Origin of the sequence: Phytohabitans rumicis (assembly GCF_011764445.1) — a bacterium.
GTDB classification, from domain to species: domain Bacteria; phylum Actinomycetota; class Actinomycetes; order Mycobacteriales; family Micromonosporaceae; genus Phytohabitans; species Phytohabitans rumicis.
The window spans coordinates 991,721-1,017,163 of sequence record NZ_BLPG01000001.1 but is presented as its reverse complement, the minus strand read 5'-3'; the positions used below and the strand labels follow the sequence as shown (position 1 = coordinate 1,017,163).

The 25,443-nt window shown below is 69.2% G+C and carries 22 protein-coding genes; 7 read left to right on the top strand and 15 right to left on the bottom strand.

The genetic code is table 11. From position 1 onward, the window contains the following. Positions 1–138: 138 nt before the first annotated feature. The 5 genes from Prum_RS54880 (at position 139) to Prum_RS04280 (ending at position 3,933) form a co-directional block, all read left to right on the top strand. Positions 139–426 carry an FmdB family zinc ribbon protein gene (locus Prum_RS54880; RefSeq protein WP_173074161.1) on the top strand — a complete coding sequence of 96 codons (288 nt, stop codon included), beginning with the start codon at positions 139–141 and terminating at the stop codon, positions 424–426. 235 nt (positions 427–661) lie between these two features. Next, positions 662–1,297, top strand: coding sequence for an AmiS/UreI family transporter (locus Prum_RS04295; protein WP_173074159.1), 636 nt, complete (start codon positions 662–664; stop codon positions 1,295–1,297). An 89-nt stretch (positions 1,298–1,386) separates the two neighbouring features. Then, a complete protein-coding gene (gene fmdA, locus Prum_RS04290; RefSeq protein ID WP_173074157.1) occupies positions 1,387–2,649 on the top strand; it encodes a formamidase in 1,263 nt (420 codons plus the stop codon). A gap of 263 nt (positions 2,650–2,912) precedes the next feature. After that, complete coding sequence (locus Prum_RS04285) at positions 2,913–3,086, top strand: hypothetical protein (protein WP_173074155.1); 174 nt, start codon at positions 2,913–2,915, stop codon at positions 3,084–3,086. A 109-nt stretch (positions 3,087–3,195) separates the two neighbouring features. Beyond that, entirely contained in the window at positions 3,196–3,933 is a 738-nt protein-coding gene (locus tag Prum_RS04280; RefSeq protein ID WP_173083383.1) for a VOC family protein, read from the top strand. Positions 3,934–4,106: 173 nt separating this feature from the next. On the opposite strand, the gene Prum_RS04275 is transcribed toward Prum_RS04280, so the two are convergent. Genes Prum_RS04275 through Prum_RS04240 form a run of 9 tightly spaced genes read right to left on the bottom strand, consistent with a single transcriptional unit; the run spans position 4,107 to position 14,680 of the window. Next, positions 4,107–4,733 carry an alkaline phosphatase family protein gene (locus Prum_RS04275; protein WP_173074153.1) on the bottom strand — a complete coding sequence of 209 codons (627 nt, stop codon included), beginning with the start codon at positions 4,731–4,733 and terminating at the stop codon, positions 4,107–4,109. Between the two features lie 10 nt (positions 4,734–4,743). Continuing rightward, positions 4,744–4,971 carry a hypothetical protein gene (locus tag Prum_RS49220; protein ID WP_218577024.1) on the bottom strand — a complete coding sequence of 76 codons (228 nt, stop codon included), beginning with the start codon at positions 4,969–4,971 and terminating at the stop codon, positions 4,744–4,746. Continuing rightward, positions 4,971–6,311 (bottom strand): sulfatase, encoded by a 1,341-nt coding sequence (locus tag Prum_RS04270; protein ID WP_218577022.1) that lies wholly within the window; start codon positions 6,309–6,311, stop codon positions 4,971–4,973. Before Prum_RS04270 ends, Prum_RS49220 begins: the two co-directional genes overlap by 1 nt. Before the next feature lie 2 nt (positions 6,312–6,313). Further along, complete coding sequence (locus Prum_RS50845) at positions 6,314–8,311, bottom strand: dipeptide ABC transporter ATP-binding protein (RefSeq protein WP_173074151.1); 1,998 nt, start codon at positions 8,309–8,311, stop codon at positions 6,314–6,316. Beyond that, positions 8,308–9,159 (bottom strand): ABC transporter permease, encoded by an 852-nt coding sequence (locus Prum_RS04260; protein WP_173074148.1) that lies wholly within the window; start codon positions 9,157–9,159, stop codon positions 8,308–8,310. The genes Prum_RS50845 and Prum_RS04260 overlap by 4 nt, the downstream gene beginning before the upstream one ends. Next, complete coding sequence (locus Prum_RS04255; protein WP_173074146.1) at positions 9,156–10,100, bottom strand: ABC transporter permease; 945 nt, start codon at positions 10,098–10,100, stop codon at positions 9,156–9,158. Before Prum_RS04255 ends, Prum_RS04260 begins: the two co-directional genes overlap by 4 nt. Then, the gene (locus Prum_RS04250) at positions 10,097–11,644 is read right to left on the bottom strand and encodes an ABC transporter substrate-binding protein (RefSeq protein ID WP_173074144.1); all 1,548 of its coding nucleotides are present in this window, start codon (positions 11,642–11,644) and stop codon (positions 10,097–10,099) included. The genes Prum_RS04255 and Prum_RS04250 overlap by 4 nt, the downstream gene beginning before the upstream one ends. 11 nt (positions 11,645–11,655) lie before the next feature. Then, the gene (locus Prum_RS04245) at positions 11,656–14,079 is read right to left on the bottom strand and encodes a beta-glucosidase family protein (protein WP_218577021.1); all 2,424 of its coding nucleotides are present in this window, start codon (positions 14,077–14,079) and stop codon (positions 11,656–11,658) included. Position 14,080: 1 nt separating this feature from the next. Further along, a complete protein-coding gene (locus Prum_RS04240) occupies positions 14,081–14,680 on the bottom strand; it encodes a TetR/AcrR family transcriptional regulator (protein WP_173074140.1) in 600 nt (199 codons plus the stop codon). Positions 14,681–14,859: 179 nt separating this feature from the next. On the opposite strand from Prum_RS04240, the gene Prum_RS04235 reads away from it, so the two are divergent. Together Prum_RS04235 and Prum_RS04230 are read left to right on the top strand one after the other, a co-directional pair. Continuing rightward, positions 14,860–15,177: a hypothetical protein gene (locus tag Prum_RS04235; RefSeq protein ID WP_173074138.1), complete on the top strand. Its 318-nt coding sequence runs from the start codon at positions 14,860–14,862 to the stop codon at positions 15,175–15,177. Further along, complete coding sequence (locus tag Prum_RS04230) at positions 15,174–16,121, top strand: nucleoside hydrolase (RefSeq protein WP_218577020.1); 948 nt, start codon at positions 15,174–15,176, stop codon at positions 16,119–16,121. The genes Prum_RS04235 and Prum_RS04230 overlap by 4 nt, the downstream gene beginning before the upstream one ends. Before the next feature lie 324 nt (positions 16,122–16,445). On the opposite strand, the gene Prum_RS04225 is transcribed toward Prum_RS04230, so the two are convergent. The 6 genes from Prum_RS04225 to Prum_RS04200 form a co-directional block, all read right to left on the bottom strand. After that, positions 16,446–17,468, bottom strand: a complete 1,023-nt coding sequence (locus tag Prum_RS04225) for a calcium-binding protein (RefSeq protein ID WP_173074136.1) — start codon at positions 17,466–17,468, stop codon at positions 16,446–16,448. A gap of 1,107 nt (positions 17,469–18,575) precedes the next feature. After that, complete coding sequence (locus Prum_RS04220) at positions 18,576–19,715, bottom strand: NAD(P)/FAD-dependent oxidoreductase (RefSeq protein WP_173074134.1); 1,140 nt, start codon at positions 19,713–19,715, stop codon at positions 18,576–18,578. Next, positions 19,715–20,017 carry an NIPSNAP family protein gene (locus tag Prum_RS04215; protein ID WP_173074132.1) on the bottom strand — a complete coding sequence of 101 codons (303 nt, stop codon included), beginning with the start codon at positions 20,015–20,017 and terminating at the stop codon, positions 19,715–19,717. The genes Prum_RS04220 and Prum_RS04215 overlap by 1 nt, the downstream gene beginning before the upstream one ends. A gap of 136 nt (positions 20,018–20,153) precedes the next feature. Then, positions 20,154–21,677, bottom strand: a complete 1,524-nt coding sequence (locus Prum_RS04210; RefSeq protein WP_173074130.1) for a putative bifunctional diguanylate cyclase/phosphodiesterase — start codon at positions 21,675–21,677, stop codon at positions 20,154–20,156. Between the two features lie 4 nt (positions 21,678–21,681). Further along, complete coding sequence (locus Prum_RS04205; RefSeq protein WP_173083379.1) at positions 21,682–22,821, bottom strand: FIST signal transduction protein; 1,140 nt, start codon at positions 22,819–22,821, stop codon at positions 21,682–21,684. Between the two features lie 244 nt (positions 22,822–23,065). Continuing rightward, positions 23,066–25,303 carry an Hsp70 family protein gene (locus Prum_RS04200; protein ID WP_173074128.1) on the bottom strand — a complete coding sequence of 746 codons (2,238 nt, stop codon included), beginning with the start codon at positions 25,301–25,303 and terminating at the stop codon, positions 23,066–23,068. Between the last annotated feature and the right edge of the window lie 140 nt (positions 25,304–25,443).

The window sequence follows — 25,443 nt, the reverse complement described above, 5'->3', positions numbered from 1 at the left end:
CCGCAGCAGCCCAGACGATCTGGGGCTGAGGATTGGCATGGGGGATGTTCACGTTCGGTGCCCGGCCGGCCGCGTCTGTGTTACGGTTATGGGTTTGGGGGAACGCACACCGGCGATCTGGGTCGTTGGAGGGTGCGTATGGCGCTATACGAGTACGCGTGTATCCAATGTGGCCGATTCGACATTCGACTCGCGATGGGTGCCGCGCCAGAACGTTGCCGCTGCCCTCGTTGCGAGCAACCCGCTCGGCGGGTGTTCTCCCCGCCGATGCTGCGACAGGTGGCCAGCCGGCCACTCGGTGCCCTCCTGGAATTGGATGAAAAGAGTCGGGAGGTGCCGGGCGTCGTTTCGAAGGTGCCGCCGCGTAGCGTCCAGCGGCTCCGTCCGCCACAGAACCCGATGCTTGCCAAACTACCTCGGCCGTAATGCCGCCCGGCCTTGCTGGCCGTGACGGCATGAAGCGATGGGGCCGTATGGCCGTGAGGCTGTAAGACCCTCCGTGAACAGCCGCGCACCTTGGACGTGCGCTGCGCCGGCTGGTTTGCCCGCGCCCGATCCCAGCGGCGCGACGGCGGCGGGCACCCCGCGGGCGGTCGTCGCCAGGCCATCCTCGCGAATGGCCTGCCCGGTTCTCTGCCGCTGGATAGGAAGGTGTATAGCAGTGGGAGCCACGGGACTGCTCTACGTCGGCGCCGTTCTCTTCCTCAACGGTGTGATGATCCTCGGGAGGGTTGACCCGAAGGCGGCCGCGGTCTTCAACCTCTTCGTCGGTGCCCTACAGGTCGTCACCCCGACGTACCTGATCTTTACGGCGGGTGGCGACGCAGACGTGATCCTCAACGCCTCGGGCATCTATCTTTTCGGGTTCACGTACCTGTATGTCGGAATTACGCTCCTGGCCGGGCTGGACAGCACCGGTGTGGGCTGGTTCTCGCTCTTCGTCGCCGCGGCCGCGGTCGGCTACTCGTTCGCTAACTTCCGACTTCTGGACGACACTCCGTTCGGGGTCATCTGGCTCTACTGGGCGTTTCTTTGGTTCCTCTTCTTCCTGTTGCTCGGGCTGAAGCTGGACGGCCTGAACGCCTATGTGGGTTGGGTGACCGCCATCGAAGGCATCGTGACGGCCGCGATTCCGGCATTCCTAATCCTCAGCGGCTACTGGGCGGACTGGAACCAGACCGCGCTCGCATTGACTCTCGGGATCTTCGGCGTCGCGATGGCCGTGGTGCTGCTGCCGCTCACCCACCCGCACGCGCATGCCCCGGTTCCGGCCGCCGAACGGGGCAGGCCGGCATGATCTTGGATTTCAAGATGGAAAGGAAGGTGGTGCGGTGATCGATTGAAAACAACTCGGCATCGGAATGCGGTCTACTAAGGAGGAGTTCCATGCCAAACCTTGTGTTTAGCGTTGATCAGAGCAAGTCAATGCGCGATCAGGCGGTGCCCGGCCACAACAGGTGGCACCCGGACATTCCGGTAGCCACCATGGTGCGCCCGGGCGACGAGTTTCGGGTGGAGTGCCGGGAATGGACCGACGCTCAGCTCGGCAACAACGACTCCGCCAACGACGTACGTGACGTCGACCTGACGCACGCCCATATGCTCAGCGGTCCGATCGGGGTTGAGGGCGCCGAGCCCGGCGACCTGCTCGTCGTGGACATCCTCGACCTCGGACCGGTCCCGCAGACGACGCCCGAGGCGCGACCGGGCGAAGCACCCGGCGAGGGCTGGGGGTACACCGGCATCTTCGCCAAGGCGAACGGCGGTGGCTTCCTGACCGACTACTTCCCGGACGCCTACAAGGCGATCTGGGACTTCCACGGTCAGGTCGCCACATCTCGCCATCTGCCTGGCATCCGGTATACCGGCATCACCCACCCCGGGCTCTTCGGTACGGCACCGTCCGCCGAGCTGCTCGCCCGGTGGAACCGGCGGGAGCGGGCGCTGATCGCCAGCGACCCGCAGCGGGTGCCGCCGCTGGGCCTGCCGCCGCTGTCCGAGAACACCCTCGCCGGCCAGGCGAACGGCGGGGTCGCGCAACGCATCGCCGACGAAGGCGCCCGGACTGTGCCGGCACGGGAGAACGGCGGCAACCACGACATCAAGAACTTCACCCGTGGTTCCCGGGTCTTCTACCCCGTACACGTCGACGGCGCGAAGCTCTCGGGAGGGGACCTGCACTTCAGTCAGGGTGACGGTGAGATCACCTTCTGCGGCGCGATCGAGATGGGTGGCTTCATCGACTTCCATGTCGACCTGATCAAGGGCGGCATGGAAAAGTTCGGGATCACCACCAACCCGGTCTTCATGCCGGGCAACGTCGAGCCGCGGTACTCGGAGTTCCTGACCTTCATCGGGATCTCCGTCGATCACGACACCGACACCAACTACTACCTCGACGCGACGGTGGCATACCGCAGGGCCTGCCTCAACGCCGTCGAGTACCTCAAGAAGTGGGGCTACACCGGCGAGCAGGCGTACCTGCTCCTCGGCTCGGCCCCCATCGAAGGGCGCATCAGCGGCGTCGTGGACATCCCCAACGCCTGCTGCTCGCTCTACCTACCAACCGCCATCTTCGATTTCGACATCCGACCGACCGCAGAGGGGCCGAAGCGCGCTGACCGCGGCCAGTGCGCGATGACCTCCTAGGACTCCTCCGACAGGACCCGGTCGGGTCATCGACCGGGTCCGACGTCGGGCAGGCTAATGTGATGTTAGTCACATCATAGATGGTCATTTCAGATAGACGTTGATAATCGCCCCTATTAGGGGACATTTCTCCCTGTGGTCGATGCCTATCATTCTGCTCGAAAGGTCTCGCGCGTGAGCGGACGAGGGTAAGCTGCCCTCCCCCCCCGGAGTTAGGGTTCACGACCGAGAACCCGATCCGCATGCGTCACAAGGAGATCGAGATGAGCCTCGTCCAGGAACCGGCTCCTGGACCGTACGTTGTCGCGACCGCATGGCACTGCAGCGCATGCGACGTGCAGGGACGGACCCTGGAGGCCGGCGAGGCCACCTGCTGGAACTGCGACGGCCAGGTCACCGTCACCGCGCGACCCTCGCTAAAGATAGACGACCTTTAGCCTCGCCCACGGGTTGCTTGGGAAACGAACGATCGGTCGATCTTCAGCGTTCGCCGTCACGGTGGCGTCGTGCGGTTCCTCATCCACCCCCACGCATACGATCGGCCGCATGGCGCTGCGACTTGTTCAGGTGAATTTCAAGGCTCGGGATGACTCGGCGCTCGGCCGGTTCTGGGCGCAGGCGCTCGGCTGGGGCGTTTCCAGCGAAGGACCCGGTGTGACCAACGTTGAACCCATGGGCTTCGTCTACCCGGACCCCGTCGCCGTCTGCGTCGACGTCGTCGCCGTCCCGGACCCCGAAACGGTGAAGTACCGCGTGCACCTCGATCTCGCCACCACCTCCGCGGCCCATCAGACGGAGTTGATCGCGCGCCTGAAGGAGCTCGGTGCGACGCCCGCCGATATAGGCCAGGGCGACATCCCGTGGACGGTCCTGGCCGACCCGGAGGGCAACGTGTTCTGCGTGCTGGAGCCTCGGGAGATCTACCGGGACACCGGGCCGATCGCCGCGGTGGTCGTCGACTGCGCGGATCCACGGGCCATGGCCCGGTTCTGGGACGAGGCGATGGACTGGACACTGCACGAGGTGACCGATGATTATGCGCGACTGCGTTCGGCCGAGGGCGTCGGCCCGTATCTGGAATTCCTCCGCACGCCCGGCGTGAGGACCTGGTGGAACCGTGTCCATCTCGACGTGGCGCCGTACCTCGGTGACGATCAAGAGGCGGAGGTGGCCCGGCTACGGGCTCTGGGCGCCACCGCCACCGACGTCGGCCAGAGCGATGTTCCGTGGAAGGTCCTGGCTGACGCGGAGGGCAACGAGTTCTGCGTCCTCTCCTCGCGCTGACTCAGATTCCCGGGCTTGTCCGCGGCCAGGGGCGGCCGCTGGGGTACACAGGACAGCTTCCCGAGGTGGTCGGAGATCAGGCACAGGGCCCACTGCGGCACCACACCGATCGCGAACGCGGCGATCTCGACCCGGTGTCAGGTGGCCGGCGATCGAGCGCATCGGCTCGCGGGTCAGTCCGGGGGCGTGTTCGGCCAGTACAGCTTCGGCCTCCTCGGCGGCGAGCAGGTCGCGCAGCGGCGTGTGAGCGCTGATCGGGCCGCGGGGTAGTCGCCGGGCACGATCCTGGCCTGGCACTGCTCCACCTGCGCCCACTGCCGGCGGATCTGGAGGTGTTCGGCGGCGACCGGGCCGGTGTACGGCAGCCCGAGCCGCTCGTACTGGCTGGGCGGCGCGTCGTTGGCGCGCATCAGCTCCACGAGCAGCCCGATCATCCGTAGCTCCACCTCGTCGTCGGCGAGCGGCCGCTCCTGGCCCGGATCGTCGAGCAGGTCGTACAGGAGCGACGAGTTCGGCGCCGCGCAGCTCCTCGGGCAGGAATGGCGGTGCATGTGTGTCGGCATCAGCGTGTGTTCGAGCAGCGGTGTGTTGCCGGGTGCGGCCGGTGCTCGCATGTAGACGTACCGGCCGTCGGTGAGGCTGACGTGCCCGCCGAAGGAGCCGAACAATCCCGCGTCGCGGGCCGTGTCGCGCAAGGGCGTGCCCCGCATGTCGTCCGGGATGGGTAGGCCGAAGAAGTCGAGCAGGGTCGGTGCGAAGTCGATGGTCTGCACCAAGCTGTCGCGCCGCTCACCACGCACACGATGGCTTTCACGGTGCCTCCCCGGGTTTCACATTGAACCGGCGGGCCAGTGCCTCGTGGCGGCCCGGCGGCCACGGCTCGTCGGGAGCGTGCCAGGACACCCGTACCGCGCCCGGCACCGACGCCAGGCGCTGCTCGAGGTCGTCGGCCAGGTGCTCGCGGCCGGTGGCACGCAGATGCTCGACGTACCGGGCCGGGTCGTTGTAGTAGGTCGGTCCGATGTGGAGGGTGGTCATCATCGGGTCGGGCAGCGCCCCGGGTCCGCCGGTGTAGGTCCACGTCCATTCTGCCAGCAGCGAGCGCATCCGGGCACCGAGCTCGGGGAGTCGGGCAGCAGGTCGCGGGTCAGATGCGGGTCGTTGGTGACATCGAAGCACTGCTCCCACTCGGCGCGGAAGGCACCCGGGTGGAATGTGCGGATGTAGAGGTGGTCGCGGGTGCGCACCGCCCGCTGGTACGAGTGGGCGCCGTGGCCGAGCACCAGGTACTCGCGGGAGGCGATCTCCTCACCGCGGATGGCATCGGCGAACGACGTGCCCTGCCAACCCTCCGGTACCGGGATGTCGAGCAGGTCGCAGATCGTCGGGGCGAGGTCGATGTTGTAGAGCAGGCTGTTGTCGCGGCGAGCCGTCTGCGGCAACCGGTCGGTCAGACCGGGCCAGTGGATGACGAGCGGCACCCGCTGGATCGGCTCGCTGGCCAGCCCGTGCTCGGCGTACTGGCCGTTCTCGCCGAACGCCTCGCCGTGGTCGGCGCTGACGATGATGGCGGTCTGCTCCGCGATGCCCAGCTCGTCCAGGGTGCGCACCAGCTGACCGAAGTGCTCGTCCCAGTACAGGATGGCAGCGTCGAAGCCGTTGATGAGCTTCTCGAAGTCGGCGCGGTCGCGGATGGCGTCGGGCATGGTGTCCGGTGTGGACGAGTCACGCGGGCCGACGAAGTAGTGCAGGTCGAGCGCGCTGCGCGGGCCGTAGATCTCGGCGTGCGCCTCGATGGTCGCCTGGTCGGGCCAGGCCGGTGGCGGCCCCAGCGCGGCGGCCCGCTCGATGTACTCCGTGGGTACGAGGTAGGGGGTGTGCGGGTCCCAGTACGTCAGGTGCAGGTACCAGTCGTCCTCGCTGGCGTGGCGGCGGATCCAGTCGAGGGCGACGGCGTTGACCTCGTCGGCCCGCTCGTCGTTGAGCTGGTCGGTGGCGCGGATCGACTCCCGGAAGTTGCCCAGGAAGTGGTAGGCCCGGTGCCGCTCGGCGAACATCGACACCGCCGCCGTGTAGTAGCCGCCCTGCTGCAGCCGCTGGCCGAGCAGCGGTCGCTGCGGGTGCGGCCCGTGCCCGCTGTCGAGCCGAAACCGGGCGGCCTCCCCGAAGTGCCCGATGACCCCGTTGGTGATGCCGAACTGGCCGCTGGTCAGCGCCGTCCGCGAGGGCAGGCAGGGCGAGTCCGAGCAGTAGTAGCGATCGAACACGACCGACTTCTCCGCCAGGGCCGCCAGGTTTGGTGTGGTGTCGCGGTGATAGCCGTACGGGGTGGTGTGGTCGGCCCGGAGCGTGTCGACGTCGACATAGATGACCCGCACCGTCAAACCTCCCCTGGGAAGTGACAGGCGACGTGGGCGCCGTTCGGAGCGGGCTGGAGCGCCGGCCGCCGCTCGACGCAGATCGTCCGGTCACTGTGGACGATCGGGCCGATCGGGCAGCGGGTGCGGAACCGGCAGCCGCTCGGCGGGTTCTTCGGGCTGGGCAGGTCGCCGGTCAAGACGATGCGCTCGCGGTGTTTGGCCGCCGGGTCCGGCTGCGGCGACGAGGCGAGCAGGGCGGCCGTGTACGGGTGCTGCGGGTTGCCGTACACGGTGGCGACCTCGCCGGTCTCGACGATGCCGCCCAGGTACATCACGGCGATGCGGTCGCTGAGGTGCCGCACCACCGACAGGTCGTGCGCGATGAACAGGTACCCGAGGTCCAGCTCGTCGCGCAGCGACTCCAGCAGGTTGATGATCTGCGCCTGGATCGAGACGTCGAGCGCGGAGACCGGCTCGTCGAGCACGAGCAGCTCGGGCCTGGCCGCGAGAGCCCTGGCGATGCCGACCCGCTGGCGCTGGCCGCCGGAGAACGCGTACGGCAGCCGTTCGAGGTGCCGGGCGTTGAGGCCGACCCGTTCCAGCAGCCGCACCGACTCGTCGTACCGCTGCGCCGCCGGCACACCGATGGCTTCGAGGCCCTCGTCGATCGACTCGCGGATCGTCCGTCGCGGGTTGAGCGAGGCGCTCGGATCCTGGAAGACGTACTGCACGGCACCGCCGGTGCGCACGGCGATGGCGCCGGACGCGGGCTCGTTGATGCCGACGATCGCCCGCGCGAGCGTCGACTTGCCGCACCCTGACTCGCCGACCAGGCCCAGCGTTTCTCCAGGATGGACCTCCAGCGACACGCCGTCGACGGCGTAGACCGGATCCTGCCTGCCCCACAACCCTCGGCGGCCGTTCGCGACGTTGATCCGCAGGTCAGTGACCTCCAGGATCGGGCGGCGGTCGCCGTCCGTCTGGCGGCGCTCGTGCGCGGGCTGGGGGACCAGAGCGGGTATTGGCGCGCCGCCCGCCGTGACATGGCACGCGGCCACGTGGTCCACGGTGAACACTGTCGGGGAAGGCATCTTCTCGCTGCACGCGTCGACGGTGAGCCGGCACCGGGGCTCGAAGGGGCAGCCGGGCGGCAGGCGGGCCGGATCCGGGGGAGCGCCGGGGATCGACGGCAGTCGCCGCGTGGCACCGGTGCCGTCCGTGTCGTCGTCGAGGCGCGGCATGGCGGCGAGCAGGTCGTGCGTGTACGGCGACTTCGGCGCCTGGAAGACATCCTCCACCGTGCCGCGTTCGAGCACCCGGCCGCCGTACATGACGACGAGGCGGTCGCAGGTCTCGGCCACCACACCCATGTCGTGCGTGATCATGAGTACGGCGACGCCGAGCTCGCGGCGCAGGCGCCCGAGCAGGCGCAGAACCTGTGCCTGGATCGTCACGTCGAGCGCCGTCGTCGGCTCGTCGGCGATCAGCAGCGAAGGGTTGTTGGCCAGGGCGATCGCGATGACGACCCGCTGGCGCATGCCGCCGGAGAACTGGTGCGGGTAGTCGTCGGCCCGCCGCCGAGCGTCGGGAATGCCGACCTGTTCCAGCAGTTCGAGGGCGCGGTCGCGCGCCGCCGCACGGCCCATCCCGTGTACGGTCAGCGCCTCGCTGATCTGGTCGCGCACCGTCATGACGGGGTTGAGTGCCGACTGTGGATCCTGGAAGACCAGCCCGATCTCGCGGCCCCGGATCGCGCGCATCGCCTTGGGAGACAGGCTCCGCAGGTCGCGTCCCCGGTAGCTGATCTGCCCCGCGGCGACGCGACCGGGCTCGTGGACCATGCCAAGGATGGAGCGGGCCGTCACCGACTTGCCCGATCCGGACTCGCCGACGATCCCGAGGATCTCGCCGGGCGCGATGTCGAACGAGACGTCGTCGACGGCGCGGACGACGCCTTCGGCGGTGTGGAACTCGGTGCGCAGCCCGGCGACGCGCAGCAGGGGTGCCTCGGACGTCATCGCTTGATCGCCGCCTCGTTGAGAGCGTCCGACAGGAGCGTGAAGGACAGCGCCAGGAGCAGCAGCACTATGCCCGGCCCGAGCACGTAGCTGGGGTGCGTGGTGGCGTACCGGGCGCCGACGTTGAGCATCGCGCCCAGCGACGGCGCGGGTGGCTCGATGCCGAGCCCGACGATGCTCAGGCCCGCCTCGATGAAGATGGCGACCACCATGAAGATCGCCGTCTGTACGAGCAGCGGGTCGACGATGTTCGGCAGGATGTGCCGCCGGATCCGCCGGCCGGTGGAGACACCGAGCACACGGGCGGCGAGGACGTAGTCCCTGTCCTGTTCGGACAGCAGACCTGCCCGGGCCATCCGGCCGAAGCCGGGCAGCCCGGCGAGGACGAGCGCGAAGAACAGCGCCCACCAGCCCTGGCCGATGATCATCACGATGATCACGCCGAGGACCAGGCCGGGGAAGCCGAGGATGATGTCGAGGAGCCGCTGCGTGGCGGCGCCGAGCGCCTTCGAGACCGCACCGGACAGGCCCATGAGGGTACCGATGACGAGGCTGACCGGTACGGCGGTGAGGATGAGGCTCAGGTCGGTCCGCAGCCCGTACACGGTCCGGACGAGGATGTCGCGCCCCAGCTCGTCGGTGCCGAACAGGTGCTGGCCGCCCGCCCCGGCCAGGGTCTGCGACGTCTGCTGGTCGTACCCGCCGGGGCCGATCAGCGGCGCGGCCAGCGCGACCACGACGAGGGCGAGCAGCGTGCCGGCGCCGATGATGCCGCGTGGGCTGCGAAAGGCGCGGGCGTACCGGAGGAGGGTTTGGTTACGCCGCTTGGTGGTAGGAGTGGAAGTCATTCCAACCTCACTCGAGGGTCGAGACGCGCCAGCCCGATCTCGGTGAGCAGTTGGGCGGCGACGGCGATCAGCACGGCGCCGACGATCAGCACCTGCACGACCGGGTAGTCGGCGGTCTGCGCCGACGCGACGGCGAGTTGGCCCAGGCCGTTGCGCGCGAAGATCGCTTCGATCACCACGGCCCCGGCGAGCAGGTCGCCGAACCGGATGCCGATGGCGACCAGCGCGGGCCCGAGGCTGTTGCGCAGGACGTGGCGGGTGGCGATCCGCCGCGACGGCACGCCCTTGGCGATGGCCAGGTCCACGAAGTCCTGCTGGCGTACCGCCCGCATCGAGGTCTGCACGAGGCGGGCGATACCGGAGGCGGGGGCGAGCGCAAGCGCCAGGGCGGGCAGGATCAGGTACTGCACGCCGATCTCGGGGTTCTCGGACAGCGCCACCTCGCCGCTGGTCGGCAGGATCCGGAAGAAGATGCCGAACAGCAGGACCATCAGCAGGCCGACCAGGAAGCCGGGCATCGCCAGCAGCAGGGTGTTGACGCTGTCGATGGCCGAGCGGAGCCAGGCCGCGCGGGTGCTGCCGGCGATCAGCCCGATCCCCACCCCGATGATCACCATGAAGATCAGGGCCGCGATCGCCAGCTCGACGGTGCTTTCGAGCCGGGTACCGATGAGCTCGGCGACTGGCCTGCGGTACTGCAGGGACTGGCCCAGGTCGCCGGTGAACAGTCCCTTGATCCACAACACGTACTGCTCGACGACCGGCCGGTCCAGCCCCAGGTCGTGGCGGACCTGGGCGATCTGCTCCGGTGTCGCCTCCGGTCCTGCCACGGCCGCGGCCGGGTCGCCCGGCATCAGCCGTGGCAGGAGGAAGGCGATCATGCTCGCGGCGACGAGCACGAGCGCGATGACCGGCAGGCGCCGGACCAGGAAGCGAATCATGGCGTGGTGAGACAGGCGTTCCGGAAGAGGCTGCCGGTCAGGGTGCGCTCCACGCCGGTGACGTTCTTGGCCTGTACGGCGGTCGTGGGAGCGGCCACGATCAGCTGGACGTTCGCCTCGTCGAGCATGTACTCGGTGAGCTTGCGCAGCGCGTCGGCGCTGGTCGCGCTCGTCGCCGTGGTGACCGCGTCGGACAGCGCGGCGAACTGCGGGTCGTCGTACCCCAACGAGTTGTTCTTCAGGCGGATCTGCGGCAGCGTGGCGAGCAGGACCGGCGCCGACTGGCCGCCGCTCGCCGCGTTGTTCAGGTACGACATCGTGAAGCTGGCGGTGGCGACCCGCTGCTGGTAGTCGCCGATGGACAGCGCCTCGCCCTTGGGCTTGAGTCCGATCGCCTCGAGGTTGTTGGCGATGATGCTGTACATCGAGGCGAGGATCGGCTGTTGCGCGTAGGTGAGGTCCACCGTGGCCCCGGTGGCGCCGGCGCTGGCGATGAGCTGCTTGGCCTTCTCCGGGTCGTACGTGTACTTGTTCGCGAGGTTCGTCGGGTAGCCGGGGCTGGACTCCGGCCACATCAGGTTGCTGGTGGTGCCGAGGCTCACGAAGACCTGCTCGTTGATCCGCTCACGGTCGATGGCGTACGCGATGGCCTGCCGCACCTGCTTGTTGTTCAGCGGCGCCTTGGTGACGTCCATGCCGAGCAGGTAGAAGATGCCACCGCTCTTCTCCAGCGTGAACTTCGTGCCGTCGGCGGTGGTCGTCGCGTCCCGCACGGTGAGGCCGGATGCGAGCTGCACGCGCCCGGACTGCAACGCGGCGATCTGCGCGGTCGAGTCGGCGATGACCGGGATGTCGATCTTGTCGAGCTTGGGGAGTCCGGCCTGCCAGTAGTTCGGGTTCTTCTTCAGCGTCATCGCCGCGCCCGGCGTGTACGTGTCCAGAGTGAACGGTCCGGTACCGACGATCTGCTTGCCGGAGGCGATGTCGGCGTAGGTGTCCTTGTCGACGATCGGCGTGACGTCGAGGATGCTCGGCGCCGACTGGTCCAGCGCTGTCGGCGCGGTGATGGTGACCGTGTTCGGGGCGGTGGCCGCGATCTGCCAGGTGGAGACGATCGGGCCGAAGTTCGAGGGACTGCCCGCCTTGGTGACCTGGCTGAAGGTGTAGACCACGTCGTCGGCGGTGAACGCCCGACCACTGTGGAACTTCACGCCGTCCTGGAGGGTCAGCACGAGCGTCTTGTTGTCGTTCTCGTACTTCCAGGACTTGGCGAGCAGCGGCTTGGGCTCCGGCGAGTCCTTGGTGACATACCAGAGCGGCTCGACGATGTTGCGTACCCAGAAGATGTTGCCCGGGCGGCCGCTGAGGACCGCGCTGGGGTCGGCGGGGCTGGCCAGGGCGCCGGTGAGCGTGCCGCCGGGCTGGCAGGAGGCCGCGTTGGTGGCCGTCGACGCCTGGTTGGCCTGGTCGACCGCCGACGTGCAGGCGGTGGGGGCGAGCAGGGCGACGGAGAGGGCGACGGCGCCGGTGAGCTTTCTTCTCATGGGGGAGACTCCTAGTCGGGCTGGAGTGTGTTGGTTTTCTCGTGGACGGCGACGATCCGCCGGTGGTGGATGGCAGTCGCGGAGGTACCGACCTGGACCTCGAACTGGCCGGGCTCCAACTGCCAGCTCCGTGTCGTCTCCGACCAGTGCTGGAACGCGCGAGTTGGTAGCCGGATGTGGTGGGTGGCGGTCGCGCCGGCGTCCTGGTCGACCGCGGCGAATCCGGCCAGCCACCGCACGGGTCGGTCGTGTGCGGAGTCGGGACGGGCCAGGTAGACCTGGATGACGGTGCGACCGGGGCGGTCCCCGGTGTTGCGGGCCGTGACGAAGACGTTGGCGCCGGCATCGCCGGCGTGGCCGTTGGCGTCGACCTCGACGTCGCTCAGCTCCCACGTGGTGTAGCCGAGCCCGTGACCGAAGGCCCAGGCCGGTTCCCGGCCCTCCTTCAGCCATGCCCGGTAGCCGACGTGCAGTCCTTCGGCGTAGTCGAGGCGGCCATCGGTGGGGGCGACCTGGTGCACGGGGACGCCGTCGTCGGCGGGCCACGACATCGGCAGCCGGCCCCGGGGCTCGCGGTGGCCGACGATGACGTCGGCGAGAGCCGGGCCGACCGCCTGACCGCCGAACCAGGCGACCAGGATCGCGGAGACCTCGTCCCGCCAGGGCAGCGCCACCGGCGCGCCCGAGCAGACGACGGCCACAGTGGACGGCGCGTGACCGGCCACAAGGGACACCACGTCGTCCTGGTCGCCGGGGAGCGCGAGGGTGCCGCGGTCGACGCCCTCGGACTCGCTGGCCCGGTCGGTCGACACGACGACGATGGCCACGTCGCACGCCGCCGCTTCGCGCCGCAGCAGGTCGCGCTCCTCGCCGGCGTCCATCCGGGGCCGGCGTGCGCCGAGGGTCACCGACACGCCCAACTGTCCGAACGTGTGGTCCAGGCGCATGCGTACCGGCTCGCCGTCCCGGACCTCGCGCGTGACGGCCCGGCTCGGGCCGTTGAACAGCTCCGCGCCAGGCCCTTCGTGCGCGGCGGACGCCTGCTCCGCCAGCACCTGCGCGCCGTCGACGGACAGCTCGAAATAGCCGCAGCCGATGAAGCCGAGCTGCCACGCCCCCGGCTCGTCGGCGGTGAAGTCCCACTCGATGCGGCACGACGTGGCACCGGCCGGCACGTCCGGGCCGAGGTACACCAGCTTCGTCGACGAGCGGCGCTCGCGGTGCACCTCCGCGCCCGCCTGGTCGAGCCAGGTGAGCTCGATGCCGTCGGCCCCGCCGGCCAGGTCCAGCGGCAGCGGTTCGAGGTCGGTGTCCCCGTGCGTGCCGGGAACGTAGACCACCTCGCACACCTCCGGAAGAGCGGCGCGGATCGCGTCCACAGGCGACACGACGCCGGCCGGCATGACCTCGGCGCTGCCACCGCCCTGGAAGCGCGGCGCCGCGGCCGCCTCGCCCACGATGAGGACGCGGCGCAGCGCGGGAGCGGCCAGCGGCAGAGCGCCGTCGTTGGCGAGCAGGACGGTGCCGCTCACGGCGGCGTAGGCCGCGACGTCCGCGGCGTAGCCGGCCGGCGCCAGGTCCGCGAGTGGCTTGTCGGCAGCGGTACCGAGGGCGCCGACCCGCTCGGCCAGCTCCAGCAAGTGGGCGACCTTCCGGTCGATGGTGGCCTCGTCCACCTCGCCCCGCTCGACGGCCGCGACGAGCGCCGCACCCCACGGGCTGATCGGTCCCGGCATGGCCAGGTCGAGCCCGGCGCGGGCGGACTCGACTGTGGACCGGGTGGCGCGCCAGTCGCTCATGATGAGCCCGTCGAAGCCCCATTCGGTACGCAGCGGGGCGTCCAGCAGGGGGTGCTCGGTCAGCGTGATGCCGTCGACGGCGTTGTAGGCGGCCATCACCGCCCATGGACGGGCCTCGCGGACGACCGTCTCGAAGGGAGCGAGGTAAACCTCGCGCAGCGTGCGCTCGTCCATCCGGACGTCCACTGTGTACCGGTCGGTCTCGGAGTCGTTGGCCACGTAGTGCTTGACGGTGGCCGCCACTCCCAGCTCCTGCATGCCGGCGACCACGGCGGCGCCGATCGCGCCGATCAGCGTCGGATCCTCGGAGTAGCACTCGAACGCCCGGCCGCCGAACGGCGTACGGATGACGTTGAGGGTCGGTGCCAGCACCACGTGCACGCCTTTGCGCCGCGCCTCGGCGCCCAGTGCCCGGCCGTACGCGCGGGCCATCTCGACGTCCCAGCTCGCGCCCAGCGCGGTGGGCGAGGGGAAGCACACGGAGGGGTCCGCGGCGTCCCACCGGACCCCGCGCACGCCGGCGGGACCGTCGGCGAGCGCCATCGACCGCAGCCCGATCGGGACGCAGGCCGGTGTGGTCCAGAACGTCGCGCCGGTGAGCAGCCCTACCTTCTGGGCGAGGCTCAGGGTGTGCACGTTACTTGGCCTTTCCATAGAGTCGTGCGAAGTACGCCTTGACGGGCCTGGTCATGTCGACCGAGGGGTCGAGCAGCCACTGGAACTGGAGCCCGTCGAGGAGGGCGAGGATCTCGGCGGCGACCTCGTCGACGTCGAGGCTTTCGGGCAGCCTGCCGCGATCGCAGTCCTTGGTGAGACGCCCCGCCAGCCGTGCTCGTATGGTCCGGTACCGCTGGAGGTAGAAGTCGTGCGCCGGGTGACCGGCGTCGATGCTCTCCGCCGCGGTGACGGTGTAGAGCCGGAGCCGTTCGGGGTCGCGCTGGTTCATCTCCACGAGGGCCGTCATCGCCTGGCCCACGGTGCCCTCGGCGTCGGCGAACACCTCGTCGACGAGCTTGGTGTCCTCCGCGCTCTTCTGCTCCAGCACCGCCAGCAGCAGAGCGGCCTTGCTCGGGTAGTGATGCAGCAGGCCCGGCTGGGAGACGCCGACGCTCTCCGCGATCTCGGCCAGCGAGGCGCCGCGGAAGCCGGATGCGGCGATCTCGCGGGTGGCGACATCGAGGATCTGGCGGCGGCGTGCGCTGGGCTTGAGACGGCGACGGCCAGGGGTTTCGGTCATTGGCGGCCCTCCTTGGTTGCGGTAACTTACCGAGCACTCGGTAGGTTGTCGAGACCTCTCGGCAAGATTCCTGAAACGTGATCGACACAAAGGGCGGCTGTTCTTCAGAGCAGAACTCTGTGTTCGCGGCGGCGTGTCAGGAGCATGCTGTTCGCCTGCCGCGCGGAAGGACCGCACCGATGAAACTGGCCACCATCCGCACCGCCGATGGCGCCACCCGAGCGGTACGGGTCGAGGACGACCGGCTGGTCGATCTCGGCGCCGCCGACGTCGGGGAGCTGCCGCCCGAGACCGCCGCGTTCGACTGGGAGTGCGAGCTCGCCGCCATCGTCGGCACGCAGGTGCGTCGGGCCGGGGGAGCCGCGGCCGGGACCGTGCAGCGTGACAACACCGGGCACGCACGTAAGCCGCCGCGGTACCTGCGCGCGGGCCAGAGCCTCGTCACGGCCGTGGACGGGCTCGGGAGCTGCGTCAACCGGATCGTCGCCGGCGCGTGACTGCGGTGCGATTCAAGCCCTACGCCGGCCCACGCTGCCGCGTCATCACCGACAACGACTACTGCGGCGACCCGGACGGGCTCGCCCAACTGGTTCACCAACTGCTGTCGCCCGCCGCCGAACTGCGCGGTGTCATCGGCTCACACCTGCCCGCCGACCCGTCGAATGCGGCGCGGCGGTCGGCGGACGAGTCATACGAGCGGGCCGTCGAGGTGCTGTCCATCATGGAACGGGAGGTGCCGGCGTACGCGGGGTCCAATGTGGCCCACGCCGACACCGGCACGCCCCGGCCGTCCGCGGGCGCGGAGGCGATCGTCGCCGAGGCGATGCGCACCGACACCGACCTGCCGCTGTACGCGACGTTCGGCGCCGGGCTCACCGAGCTGGCCAGCGCCTACCTGATGGAGCCGCGCATCGCCGAGCGGCTGACCGCGATCTGGATCGGTGGCCCCGAGTACCCCGATCTCGCCTCGCCGCCACCGGGCCCGCCCGCCACCGAGTACAACCTGAGCATCGACCTCGCCGCCGCCCAGGTCGTCTTCGACTCGCCGATACCGCTGTGGCAGGTGCCGCGCGACGCGTACCGGCAGACCATCGCGGGCATGGCGGAGATAGAGGCGTACGTACGGCCGGCGGGCCGGATCGGTGAGCACCTGTACGACAGGCTGTGCGCGGTCGGCGAGTACATGGCCAGGACGGGGCGCAACCTCGGCGAGACGTACATCATGGGCGACAGCCCGCTCGTGCTCCTCTCGACCCTTCAGTCCAACTTCGACCCCGACACCTCGTCGAGCCGGCACGTGCTGCGTCCCGCGCCGCGGATCACCGACGACGGCGGCTACGAAGAGCGCCCGGACGGGCGCCTGATCCGCGTCTACACCCACCTCGACGTACGCCTCATGCTCCAAGACTTCTACGCGAAGCTGGCACTGCTCCGGAAGTAGGCGATCCAGCGACAATCGGCACGCCACCGAGCCCGCCGCATAGCATCTGCCCAGGCCAGCGCCGTCACCCTGACGTGGCGCCCCGACGCCTACCGTGGCGGCATGGGTTGGACGAGCGCCATCGACGGGTTCCGCCTGCGCTACGACCGCAGAGGGACTGGGGTAGCGGCGGTGTTGCTGCACGGATGGCCGGGCGATCGCAGTGAGTACCGCGCAGTCGTCGACCGTTCGCCGGGGATGGACAGCGCCGATGCGCAGGCCCGCAGTGTGGGGAAGGGTGGCGTAGGCCGGCTGGCGCCGCCAGGGCTGCCCCGACCGAGCCCGTCACCGTCTTTCGCAGCCGGTGGCCGTGTCGTTGGCGCCGACGTCGCAGTAGTCGCCGTTGGCGGTGGCGTGGGGCCCGCCGTCGAATCGGTCAGCACCGCCCTCGCCGATCAACGCGTCGTCACCGGCGCCGCCGGTGAGCGTGTCGTTGCCGGCGCCGCCGGTCAGTACGTCGTTGCCGGCGCCGCCGGAGATCCGGTCGTTGCCGTCTCCGCCGGTCAGGATCTCGACGTCGGCGGCGATCGAGTCGCGCTCGCCTGACGCCCCGTCGTCGCCGGTCGCGCCGTCCGCGTCGAGGTAGACCGCCTTACCACGGACGTAATACAGCGCGTCGGTGCCGGCGCCGCCGGAGATGTAGTCAGCGTCCGCGCCCATCCCCTCGATGCTCTGCCAGATGGTGTCGGCGCCACCGCCGGCCCAGATCCGGTCGTTGCCGACACCGTTGATGATTTGGTCCTCGCCGTCCCGGCCGAGGACCGTGTCGCTGCCCGTCCCGTCGTCGAGCAGGTCGTTGCCGAGGCCGCCGTCAAGCCCGTCATTGCCGTCGTTGCCGTCGATGTCATCGTTACCGCCGTGAGCGGTGATCGTGTCGTTGCCGGAGCCGCCAACGATGGAGTCGTTGCGAGGCCCGCCGATCAGCCGGTCGTTGCCCGCCTCACCGTAGATGGACATGGCGACGTCGGTCTTGTTGGTCAAATAGTCGTTGTACGCGCGCAGCCAGGCGCGTATCCGAGTCGGGTTGGCGGAAGTCGTGCAGCGCACCTTGGTGATGTCGGTGCCGACGCGCTTGCAACCCTTGCCGGGGTTGACCCGCACCTTGTCGTCAATGGTGATGACCCGCCCGGAACGGGTCACCGTCACCGAATTTGTCTTGGACGCCCCCGCCTTGAACTCCACGACCGTGGAGCTCACCACCGTCGCGACCCCCGTGGTCGCCGCCTGCGCCGGTGCCCCGATCGCCCCGGCGCTGACGGCCGCCGTGGCGACAACCGCGACGCGCACTGTCCACTGTCGAATATCCATGGTTCCCCCGTTGGTACCAGCCCGCGCGAGTGCGTGGTTGCCCGATCGTAGAAAGAACACCGCCGCGCCGCTACGGCTAATCGGTCGGTGCCGGGCCTGAAACGTCGTACCTGGGCATAGCAGCCACGGAGGACCGCCGTAGACGGGATCGAATACCTGGTCGGCCGGCGAACCGGGGCCGCGAGCATCCACGGATGGTGGGCTACGTCCGGCCGGCGTGGACGCGGCCGCCGCTACGTCGCCGCCAACGCCCGGCCGCCCGGCGCCACATCCGGCGCGCGACGTGGTCTGTTGACGGTGGCCGCCATGATAGGAGCAGGGCCTTCGGGAGGACATTGTGGACGACGGTGATGGACTTGGCTGTCTCGGCTTCATCGCGGGCCTGTCGGCGCTCGTTTTCCTTGCGGTGTCGTTTCCCACCTGGCGGCGCGGGCTGGTCAGCCTAGGTTTGAGTCAGACCGCGTCGTGGTGGCTGGGGATCATCGGCGCTCTGGTTTTCGCCGCGTTGACCATCGGCTTCATGCAGTTGGTGCACCTCCAGATCGCCGGCGATATCGGTGGCCCACGCATGCTGGCGGTGTGGCTGGGATACGGCTTGATCGCCCTCGGATACGGGCTCGTGTTCAGGGCCGGGCATCCCCCGGCTTGGCTGCTCGACCCGCCCTCGCTGCTGGAGTTGATCCTCGACCACCCGCCGCGCTGGGCGCTGATCACGGAGCGGGTGATCGAAGGCATCATCGCCTCGCTCCTCTGCCTCGGGCAGTTGGCCGCCGGCTACGGTAGCGGACCCGCTCTACGGCCCCCGAGCCGCAACGGGACAACATCTGTCGCCCGGCCAGCCCTCGGACGTGCCTCGGCTGTGTGTGGTGGCGGATGGTGTCAGAAGCCGGGGTCCGCGGCGGTGAGCTGCTGGTCCGGCAGCTCGGTGATCAGGAGGACGGGTTCGATCCGTAGTAGCCGGTGGGCCGGCAGATTGGCCAAGCGTGGTGTGACGCGAAGGTCCGCTTCCCGCACGGCGGTCGCGCGGACACGCTATCGCTTCGGACGCTCGACGCCTGTCGGAGACGTGTCTGTGCGTGCCAAAAGCGGGTGTAATGGTTCTGTGGGCTATTGGGTGCCGAACCAGCGCCGGCGGCGGATGCGGGTGAACTGTTCCTTCTCGGCGGCCAGTTCCCGTGACGGTCCGAGGAACGGCGCTGTGGGTGCAGGGCCGGAGAGGAAGTCGGCGTCGACTTTGCCGACGATGCCTTGGCCGAATTCGATGTAGCAGGATCCTTTGCCGTCGTAGGGAGCTATCGGTCCTGTGCCGCGGATTTTCGCGGTGATGTCGTCGGCGACGGCGCGGGCTGCGGTCTCGGCGAACACGCCCGCCCGGGGTACGGGGGCGTCGGCACAGTCTCCGAGTGCGTACACATCAGGAAAGCGGGTGGTGAGGTTGTGCGGGTCGACGGCCACCCAGCCGTCGGTTCCGCCTTCGGTCAGTCCTGACTGCTCGACGACGGCGGGTGCGCGGTGGATAGGGATGCCGATGAACAGGTCGTAGGGGAGGTCCCCGGTCTTGAGCCGGGCCACGTGTGCGGTCGGGTCCAGTTCGGTGACCCGGTGGCTGGGCGTGTAGTCGATGCCTCGCTCGTCGAGCGCTTGGACGATCGCTTCGGAGGTTTCCTTGGATACCGGGATGGGTGAGGGCATCGGGCTGATCACGTGGATGGTCGTGGCGTCTCTGACGCCGCGGGTGAGCAGGTAGTCGTGGAGCAGCAGGGCGCCCTCGTAGGGCGCTGGCGGGCACTTGAATGGGACGCCGAGGATGGCGATGAGGACCCTGCCGCCGTGGAACGAGGCCAGGACCTCGCTCAGGCGTTCGGCGGCGGCGACGGAGTAGTACTCGTGGCCGTCGGCTACGAAGCCGGGTGTGGCGGCAGGGTCGTAGTCGGCGCCGAGAGCGACGATGAGGATGTCGGGCTCGTAGGTGCCGGCGTTTGTGACGACGTGACGCGTTTGGGGGTCGATCGACGTGACGCGTTCCTGCCGGAATTCGATCCCGGGCCGGGTGATGTCGCGGTACGGGCAACGCACCTGTTCGCGGGTTTGACGGCCGAACGCGATCGCCAACTTGGAGAAGCCGAAGACGAACGAGTCGTTCTGATCGACGATGGTGACTCTTACCTCGTCGCGCAGTGACTCGGACAGCCGTGTGGCCAGCTCCAGCCCGCCGAAGCCGGCGCCCAGGATCAGTACCTGCCGCATCACCCCGAGCCCAACGGGATGCCGAGTTCGCGGCCGCGGTATAGAGATTCCCGCTCCTCGATGACGTACGGCGCCATCGCCTCACGCCGCCGCGCTTCTGCCTCGCTCGCGCGCCAGGCGTCACACGAGTCTCGGGAGTCCCAGAACGACACGCCAATGATCTCCAACCCGTCCTCCGACCAGAACGCGTAGGCACGGAGCATGCCGGACGGCGTGCTCGGTGGCCGCCAAGCCCGCTCGAAGTCCGCCAGCGTGCCCGGCCTGATCCTGCGGGTGGTCATCCAGACGAAGTGCTCATCCACGGCGACCTCCTCTAGCGCGGACGCACCTGTCAGCCCGCCCACGCGGGAGACCCTCCGTGCGTCGTTGGAATGAGCATAAGCCCGATAAAACGGACATGCTGCCGTAGGCAGACGAGCAGCGGTCGGACGTGTTTGGCTACCGTCGGGAGGCGCGCGGGCGACGGGCAGCCGGACGAATGGTCGTGGCGGGAAGGTAGCGCTCAAGCGCCGCGGCGGGTTGTGGGTGCGCGAAGAGATGCCCCTGCGCGGCGTCGCACCCGAGTGCGTGCAGCAGTTGTGCCTGGACGGCCCGTTCGACACCTTCGGCGACGATTCCCAGACCCAGCGCGTGTCCCATGTTGATGATCGCGCCCACGATCGCGGTGGTGGCGTCGTCGTCACCCAGTCGGGAGATGAACGATCGGTCGATCTTCAGTGTTTGAGCTGGAAGCTGGCGCAGGGAAGCGAAGGATGAATAGCCGGTGCCGAAGTCGTCGATGGCCAGTTGTATGCCCAGGGCGTGCAGCCGCGCGAGATTCGCTGCCACGGTGGCGTCGTCTGACACGAGTGTCGATTCGGTGATCTCCATGATGAGACGGCGTGCCGCCAGTCCGGTGTCTCGTAGTACATCGCTGATCTTGTCAGCTGTGTCGGGCTGTTGCAGGTCGCGGGCCGAGAGGTTCACCGCCATCGTGGCCTCCAGGTGGTCCCAGGCGACGGCTTGCCGGCAGGCGGTCTCGATGACCCATGCGTCGATGGTCTGAATCAGGCGGGTCTCCTCCGCTATCGGGATAAACGCGTCTGGTATCAAAAGGCCGTGACCCGGGCGCTCCCACCGCAACAGCGCCTCGGTGCCGAGCAGTCGCCGGTCAGTCAGCGCCACGATGGGCTGGTAGTGCAGCACCAGTTCCTCGTTGCTGACCGCGTTTCGCAGCGCGTGCTCGGTCGCCAGACGGCCGGCGACGCGCTGCTGCATGTCATCGTCGAAGATCACAAACTGGCTGCGGGCGCCCGTCTTCGCCTCGTACATGGCCATGTCGGCCCGCCGTAGCAGGTCGTCGGTGGTGTCGCCGGCTCCGGCGAAGGCGATGCCGATGCTGGCGCTGACCATGATCTCTTGTGTGTTCCCGCGAAAAGGTTGTTCGAGGTCGGCGGCGATCCGCCGGGCGATTCCCATGACCGTATCGATGTCATTGACGTCAACACAGATCACGACGAACTCGTCGCCCCCCAGGCGGGACACGATGTGGTGCTCGCCCACCGCGCCGCAGATCCGTTGAGCCGCATCCATGAGCAGCTCGTCGCCGGCTGAGTGCCCGAGGGTGTCGTTGACCAGCTTGAAGTTGTCCAGATCGACGAAGAGCACCGCGAGCTTCCCGTCGCGGCGGTGTGCCAGCGCCCCGGTGAGCAGGTCGCTGAGTGCCGAGCGGTTCAACAGCCCGGTCAACGCGTCCCGGCACGCCTGCCGCTTGAGCACCTCGTGCATGGCGCGCATCTCCTCGGAGGAGATCTCGATCGAGCGCTCCAGCATGTACCGGTCGGTGTCGGACTCCCGATAGGACGTACTCACCACGTCCAGGAGCTTCGACCATTGCGACGTGTCCGGTGATTTGTCTGGGGACAGCCCGAGGCGGCGCAGTTGGCGTTCGAGGATCCGGTGGTAGTCCGCAGCGGAAGCCATCGAACTATGCCGATTCCCAGATGGTGGTGATCGTCATGGTCTGGTTGTGCAGGTCGCAGATGCCCGGAGTGGTCGAGGAGATCTCTCCGTACGAGTAGAAGCCCACCAGGTCGGTCCCTGGCGGCAGGGCCGACCGCGCGGCGTCGATCTCGTCCTCGGTCCGCCTGCCAAGCAGTAGACGCCGACCGACACAGCTCACGGCGACCGCGAGCACGGGCTGGCCCGCCTCGGTAGCGGTCTCCACCGCGGCCTCATGTGCCCCGTCGACGAGCCGGTCCATGTTGGCGCACATGAGCTGAGTCAGTGAGCCCTCCGGGACGTCTCCGGCGAAGGTCATGCTCTGCTCCTGCTCATCCACCGCGAGGATGGTGCGCACGAGTGAGCGCTCGTCAGTGCCCGGCGCCCGCACCGCCAGCGGGAAGAGCAATCCGGTCGCCGGCAGCCCGCCAGCAAGATCACCAAGGTACCTCTTGTACAGCTCCAGGGCCGGTTGGCCGTCCAGCTCATAGAGCACGTTGCCCTTCGATCGGGTGACGCGACGTTCCGGCCCGAAGATCCCCCAGCCGCCGCGCGAGCCGTGCCCGACCCTCACATGCGGACCGGCGAAACCCAGCGCGCTGACATAACCGCTGCGCGGCTCCCCATCGACAAGGACCCAGGTGCGCTCGAAGCGTTCGCCGTCGCCGGCAAGACCACCCATGATGATCACTTTGTCGGCGGTGCCGTCGACCAGCCCGGACACGAGCCCGCTGCCGTTCACGCTAAGGCCGTCGGACAGGACGAAGATGGTGCTCAGGTCTGGCTCCCGGTTGAGCAGCTGCTTGCCGAGCGACCTGCCCACGTCGTACGACTGCTCCGCGTGCTCGACGCGCTCATTGACAACGCTGATGCGCGTGCTGCTGAATCTCGCCACCGCGACAGCCACGCTGTCTCGTACGACGGCGTCCGACATGATCTCGCCCGCGGTCGAGCACCCCATCACACACGATGTCGGGTACGCGGCGGCAAGGTCGCGGACAGCGGTCCGCCCCTCGGGCATCGGTGACGCGCAAAACGCCAACACCAGCGTCCCGGGGCCATCCCAGTCCGGCAGCGGGCGAGACCAGCCGGCGGACTGTTCCCATATGACGGTGAATGTCTCCATGATTTGCCTCGCGCGGACTCCCAACGCAGGCCGTGCGGGTCGGTGTCCACCCCGGCCGCGTCGATCCGGTCTGGCTCGGGAAACTCGGCGCCGACCTGCACAAACCCCTGCAGGCATCCGCGAGTCCAGCATACGGCGACATACCGTGCGGGTGATACGGCGTAGACCGTACACACGCAGCATGATCGAGGGTTGGAAGTTCCGCCAGAGGTTGTTGAGGCGCTCGGTGCAGGCGCGAAGAGGCTCAGCTGCCGCCGGTGGTGTCCCACAGCCGCACTTCGTTATCGCCGCCGCCGCTGGCAAGGGTGTTCCCATCCTTGCTGAACGCGACAGTGACGATGGGCTTCGTGCCGGTGAGTGACTCACCGACCTGTCGCCCGTCGGTGGTGTCCCACAGCCGTACGGTGTGGTCGTCACTGGCGCTCGCGAGGGTCCGGCCGTCGGGGCGGAACGCCACGCCCTTGACCGCGTCGGTGTGACCGGTGATGGGTTCGCCGATCGCACGCTGGCCGGCGACATCCCACAGCCGTACGGTGTGGTCGGCACTCGCGCTCGCGAGCACCGCCCCGTCGGCGCGGTACGCGACGCTTTCGACCGCGTCGCTGTGGCCGGTCATCGCTTCGCCGACCTGACGCCCGTTGACCATGTCCCACAGCCGTACGGTGTGGTCGGCGCCCGCGCTGGCCATGTACCCGCCCTCCGGCGCGAAGGCGACCGAGTTGACCGCGCCGCGATGGCCGGTCATCGGCTTGCCGACCTGCTCCTGGGTCGTCACGTTCCACAGCCGTACGGTCTGGTCGGCGCCCGCGCTGGCCAGGAACCTCCCGTCGGGGTCGAAGGCGACCGAGGTCACCGCGCCCCGGTGGCCGGTGAGAGCTTCGCCGATCTGCTTCTTGTCGGGCACGTTCCACAGCCGCACGGTCCCGTCCGCCCCGGCACTGGCGAGGATCTTTCCGTCCGGGCGGAACGCCACGCCCATGACCGCCTCGGTGTGGCCGGTCATGGACTCGCCGGCCTCGCCGCCGTCGGCGCCGCGCAGACTGTCCACATCCCACAGTTGAACGGTGCCGTCCTCCCCGCCGGCCGCGAGGGTCGTACCGTCCGGGCCGAACGCGACGGCGTTGATGCCCCCGGCATCCGGCCGGAAGATCGCGATGGCGGCCGGGATCGCGATGAGGAGCGGGATCAAGGCCAGGCCGGCGAGCACCGGAACCAACCATCGACGACGGTGCGGCCGCTTCGCCGGCGGTCCGCCCCGGCCGGCGCGGCCGGGTGGGGGTTCGGCCGCGGGCCGTGGAGCCACCGTCGCGCCGTCCGGCGCGGGCGGGGGCGGGACCAGGCTCCCGAGGGGTGCGGACGGCCACGGGTCGGCCGCGGGAGCCGCCGGCGCAGGCATCGGTGCCGTCGGCGGTACGGGGGCCGGCGCGGTCGGCGGCCCGGCGGCCATTGCCGGTGATGGCGGGACCGGCCGCGGCTGGACGCAGAGGCTGCCTTCGGCGACGACGAGCTCGGGTTGGTCGATCACGGTCGGCACGATGCCCAGGCTCCGGTGCAACAGGGTGGCGGCCAGCGGGATACGGCTGGCGCCGCCGACCAGGAACACCCCCGCGGTCGCCTCGCGGCTGACCCGCGCTCTGCGCATCGTGGACAGCGTGAGCTGCAACGTGCGCTCGAGGAGCGGCCGGGCCAGCTTCTCCAGCTCATCGCGGGTCAGGATCCGATCGACGTCTACCAAGGGCACGTGCAGCGTCGTCGAGGCGTGTCGCGACAGCTGTTCCTTGCACGCGCGGGCGTCCTCCCACAGCTCCAAGCGGGCCCGTACGTCCGCCGGGGTCTGTGGCCAATCCAGCCGGCCCCACGCGTCGGTCGCGTTGGCGGTCATGGACCGGACGTGGTCGATCACCGCGCAGTCGAGATCGAGCCCACCGACGTCGGCCAGCCCGTCGGCGGCGGCCACCTCGAGTCCACCGGCCGCCCGCCGTACGACGCTCACGTCGAACGTTCCGGCGCCGAGGTCGTACACCACCAGGGACCATCCGGGACGTATCTCCCTGTTCAGCACCTCTGCGAAGTATGCGGCGGCCGCGACCGGCTCCGAGACGAAGCTGACGGTGGGCCAGCCGACGCGCCGGGCGGCTTCGCCGAGGACCCCCATCCGCACCGCGCCCCACGCCGCGGGATGGGTCAGCGTCACCGCCGCGACCGGATGACCGGCCACCCGGCGGGCCTCCGCATCCACCCGGCCGAGCACGGCCGCGACGAGATCCACCATGGGGATCTCCTGCTCGCCCAGCCAGATGGTCGCCTCGTCGATATGCCGCTTAGGATGCGGCTCGTAGCCCTCCGGATGCCCGGCGGCCGCGCGTACGGCGTCCGCCCCGGTCAGCAGGTCCGGGCCGGGAGCGGCGAAGGTGCCGGAGGCCAGCAACGGCGTGGCGTCGAACAGCAGCGGGGCGGGCGAAGCGTCGCCACGTCGCAGCACCCCCACCGTGTTCGACGTCCCGAAATCGACGCCTAACCGCGCCGGCGACATATGTACTGCCTATCGCACGAGCCGGGCGCGTACCAGAAAAGGCCGGGAATCTCGCTCAATAGTGCCCGGCGCCATCCACCTTTCGGCCA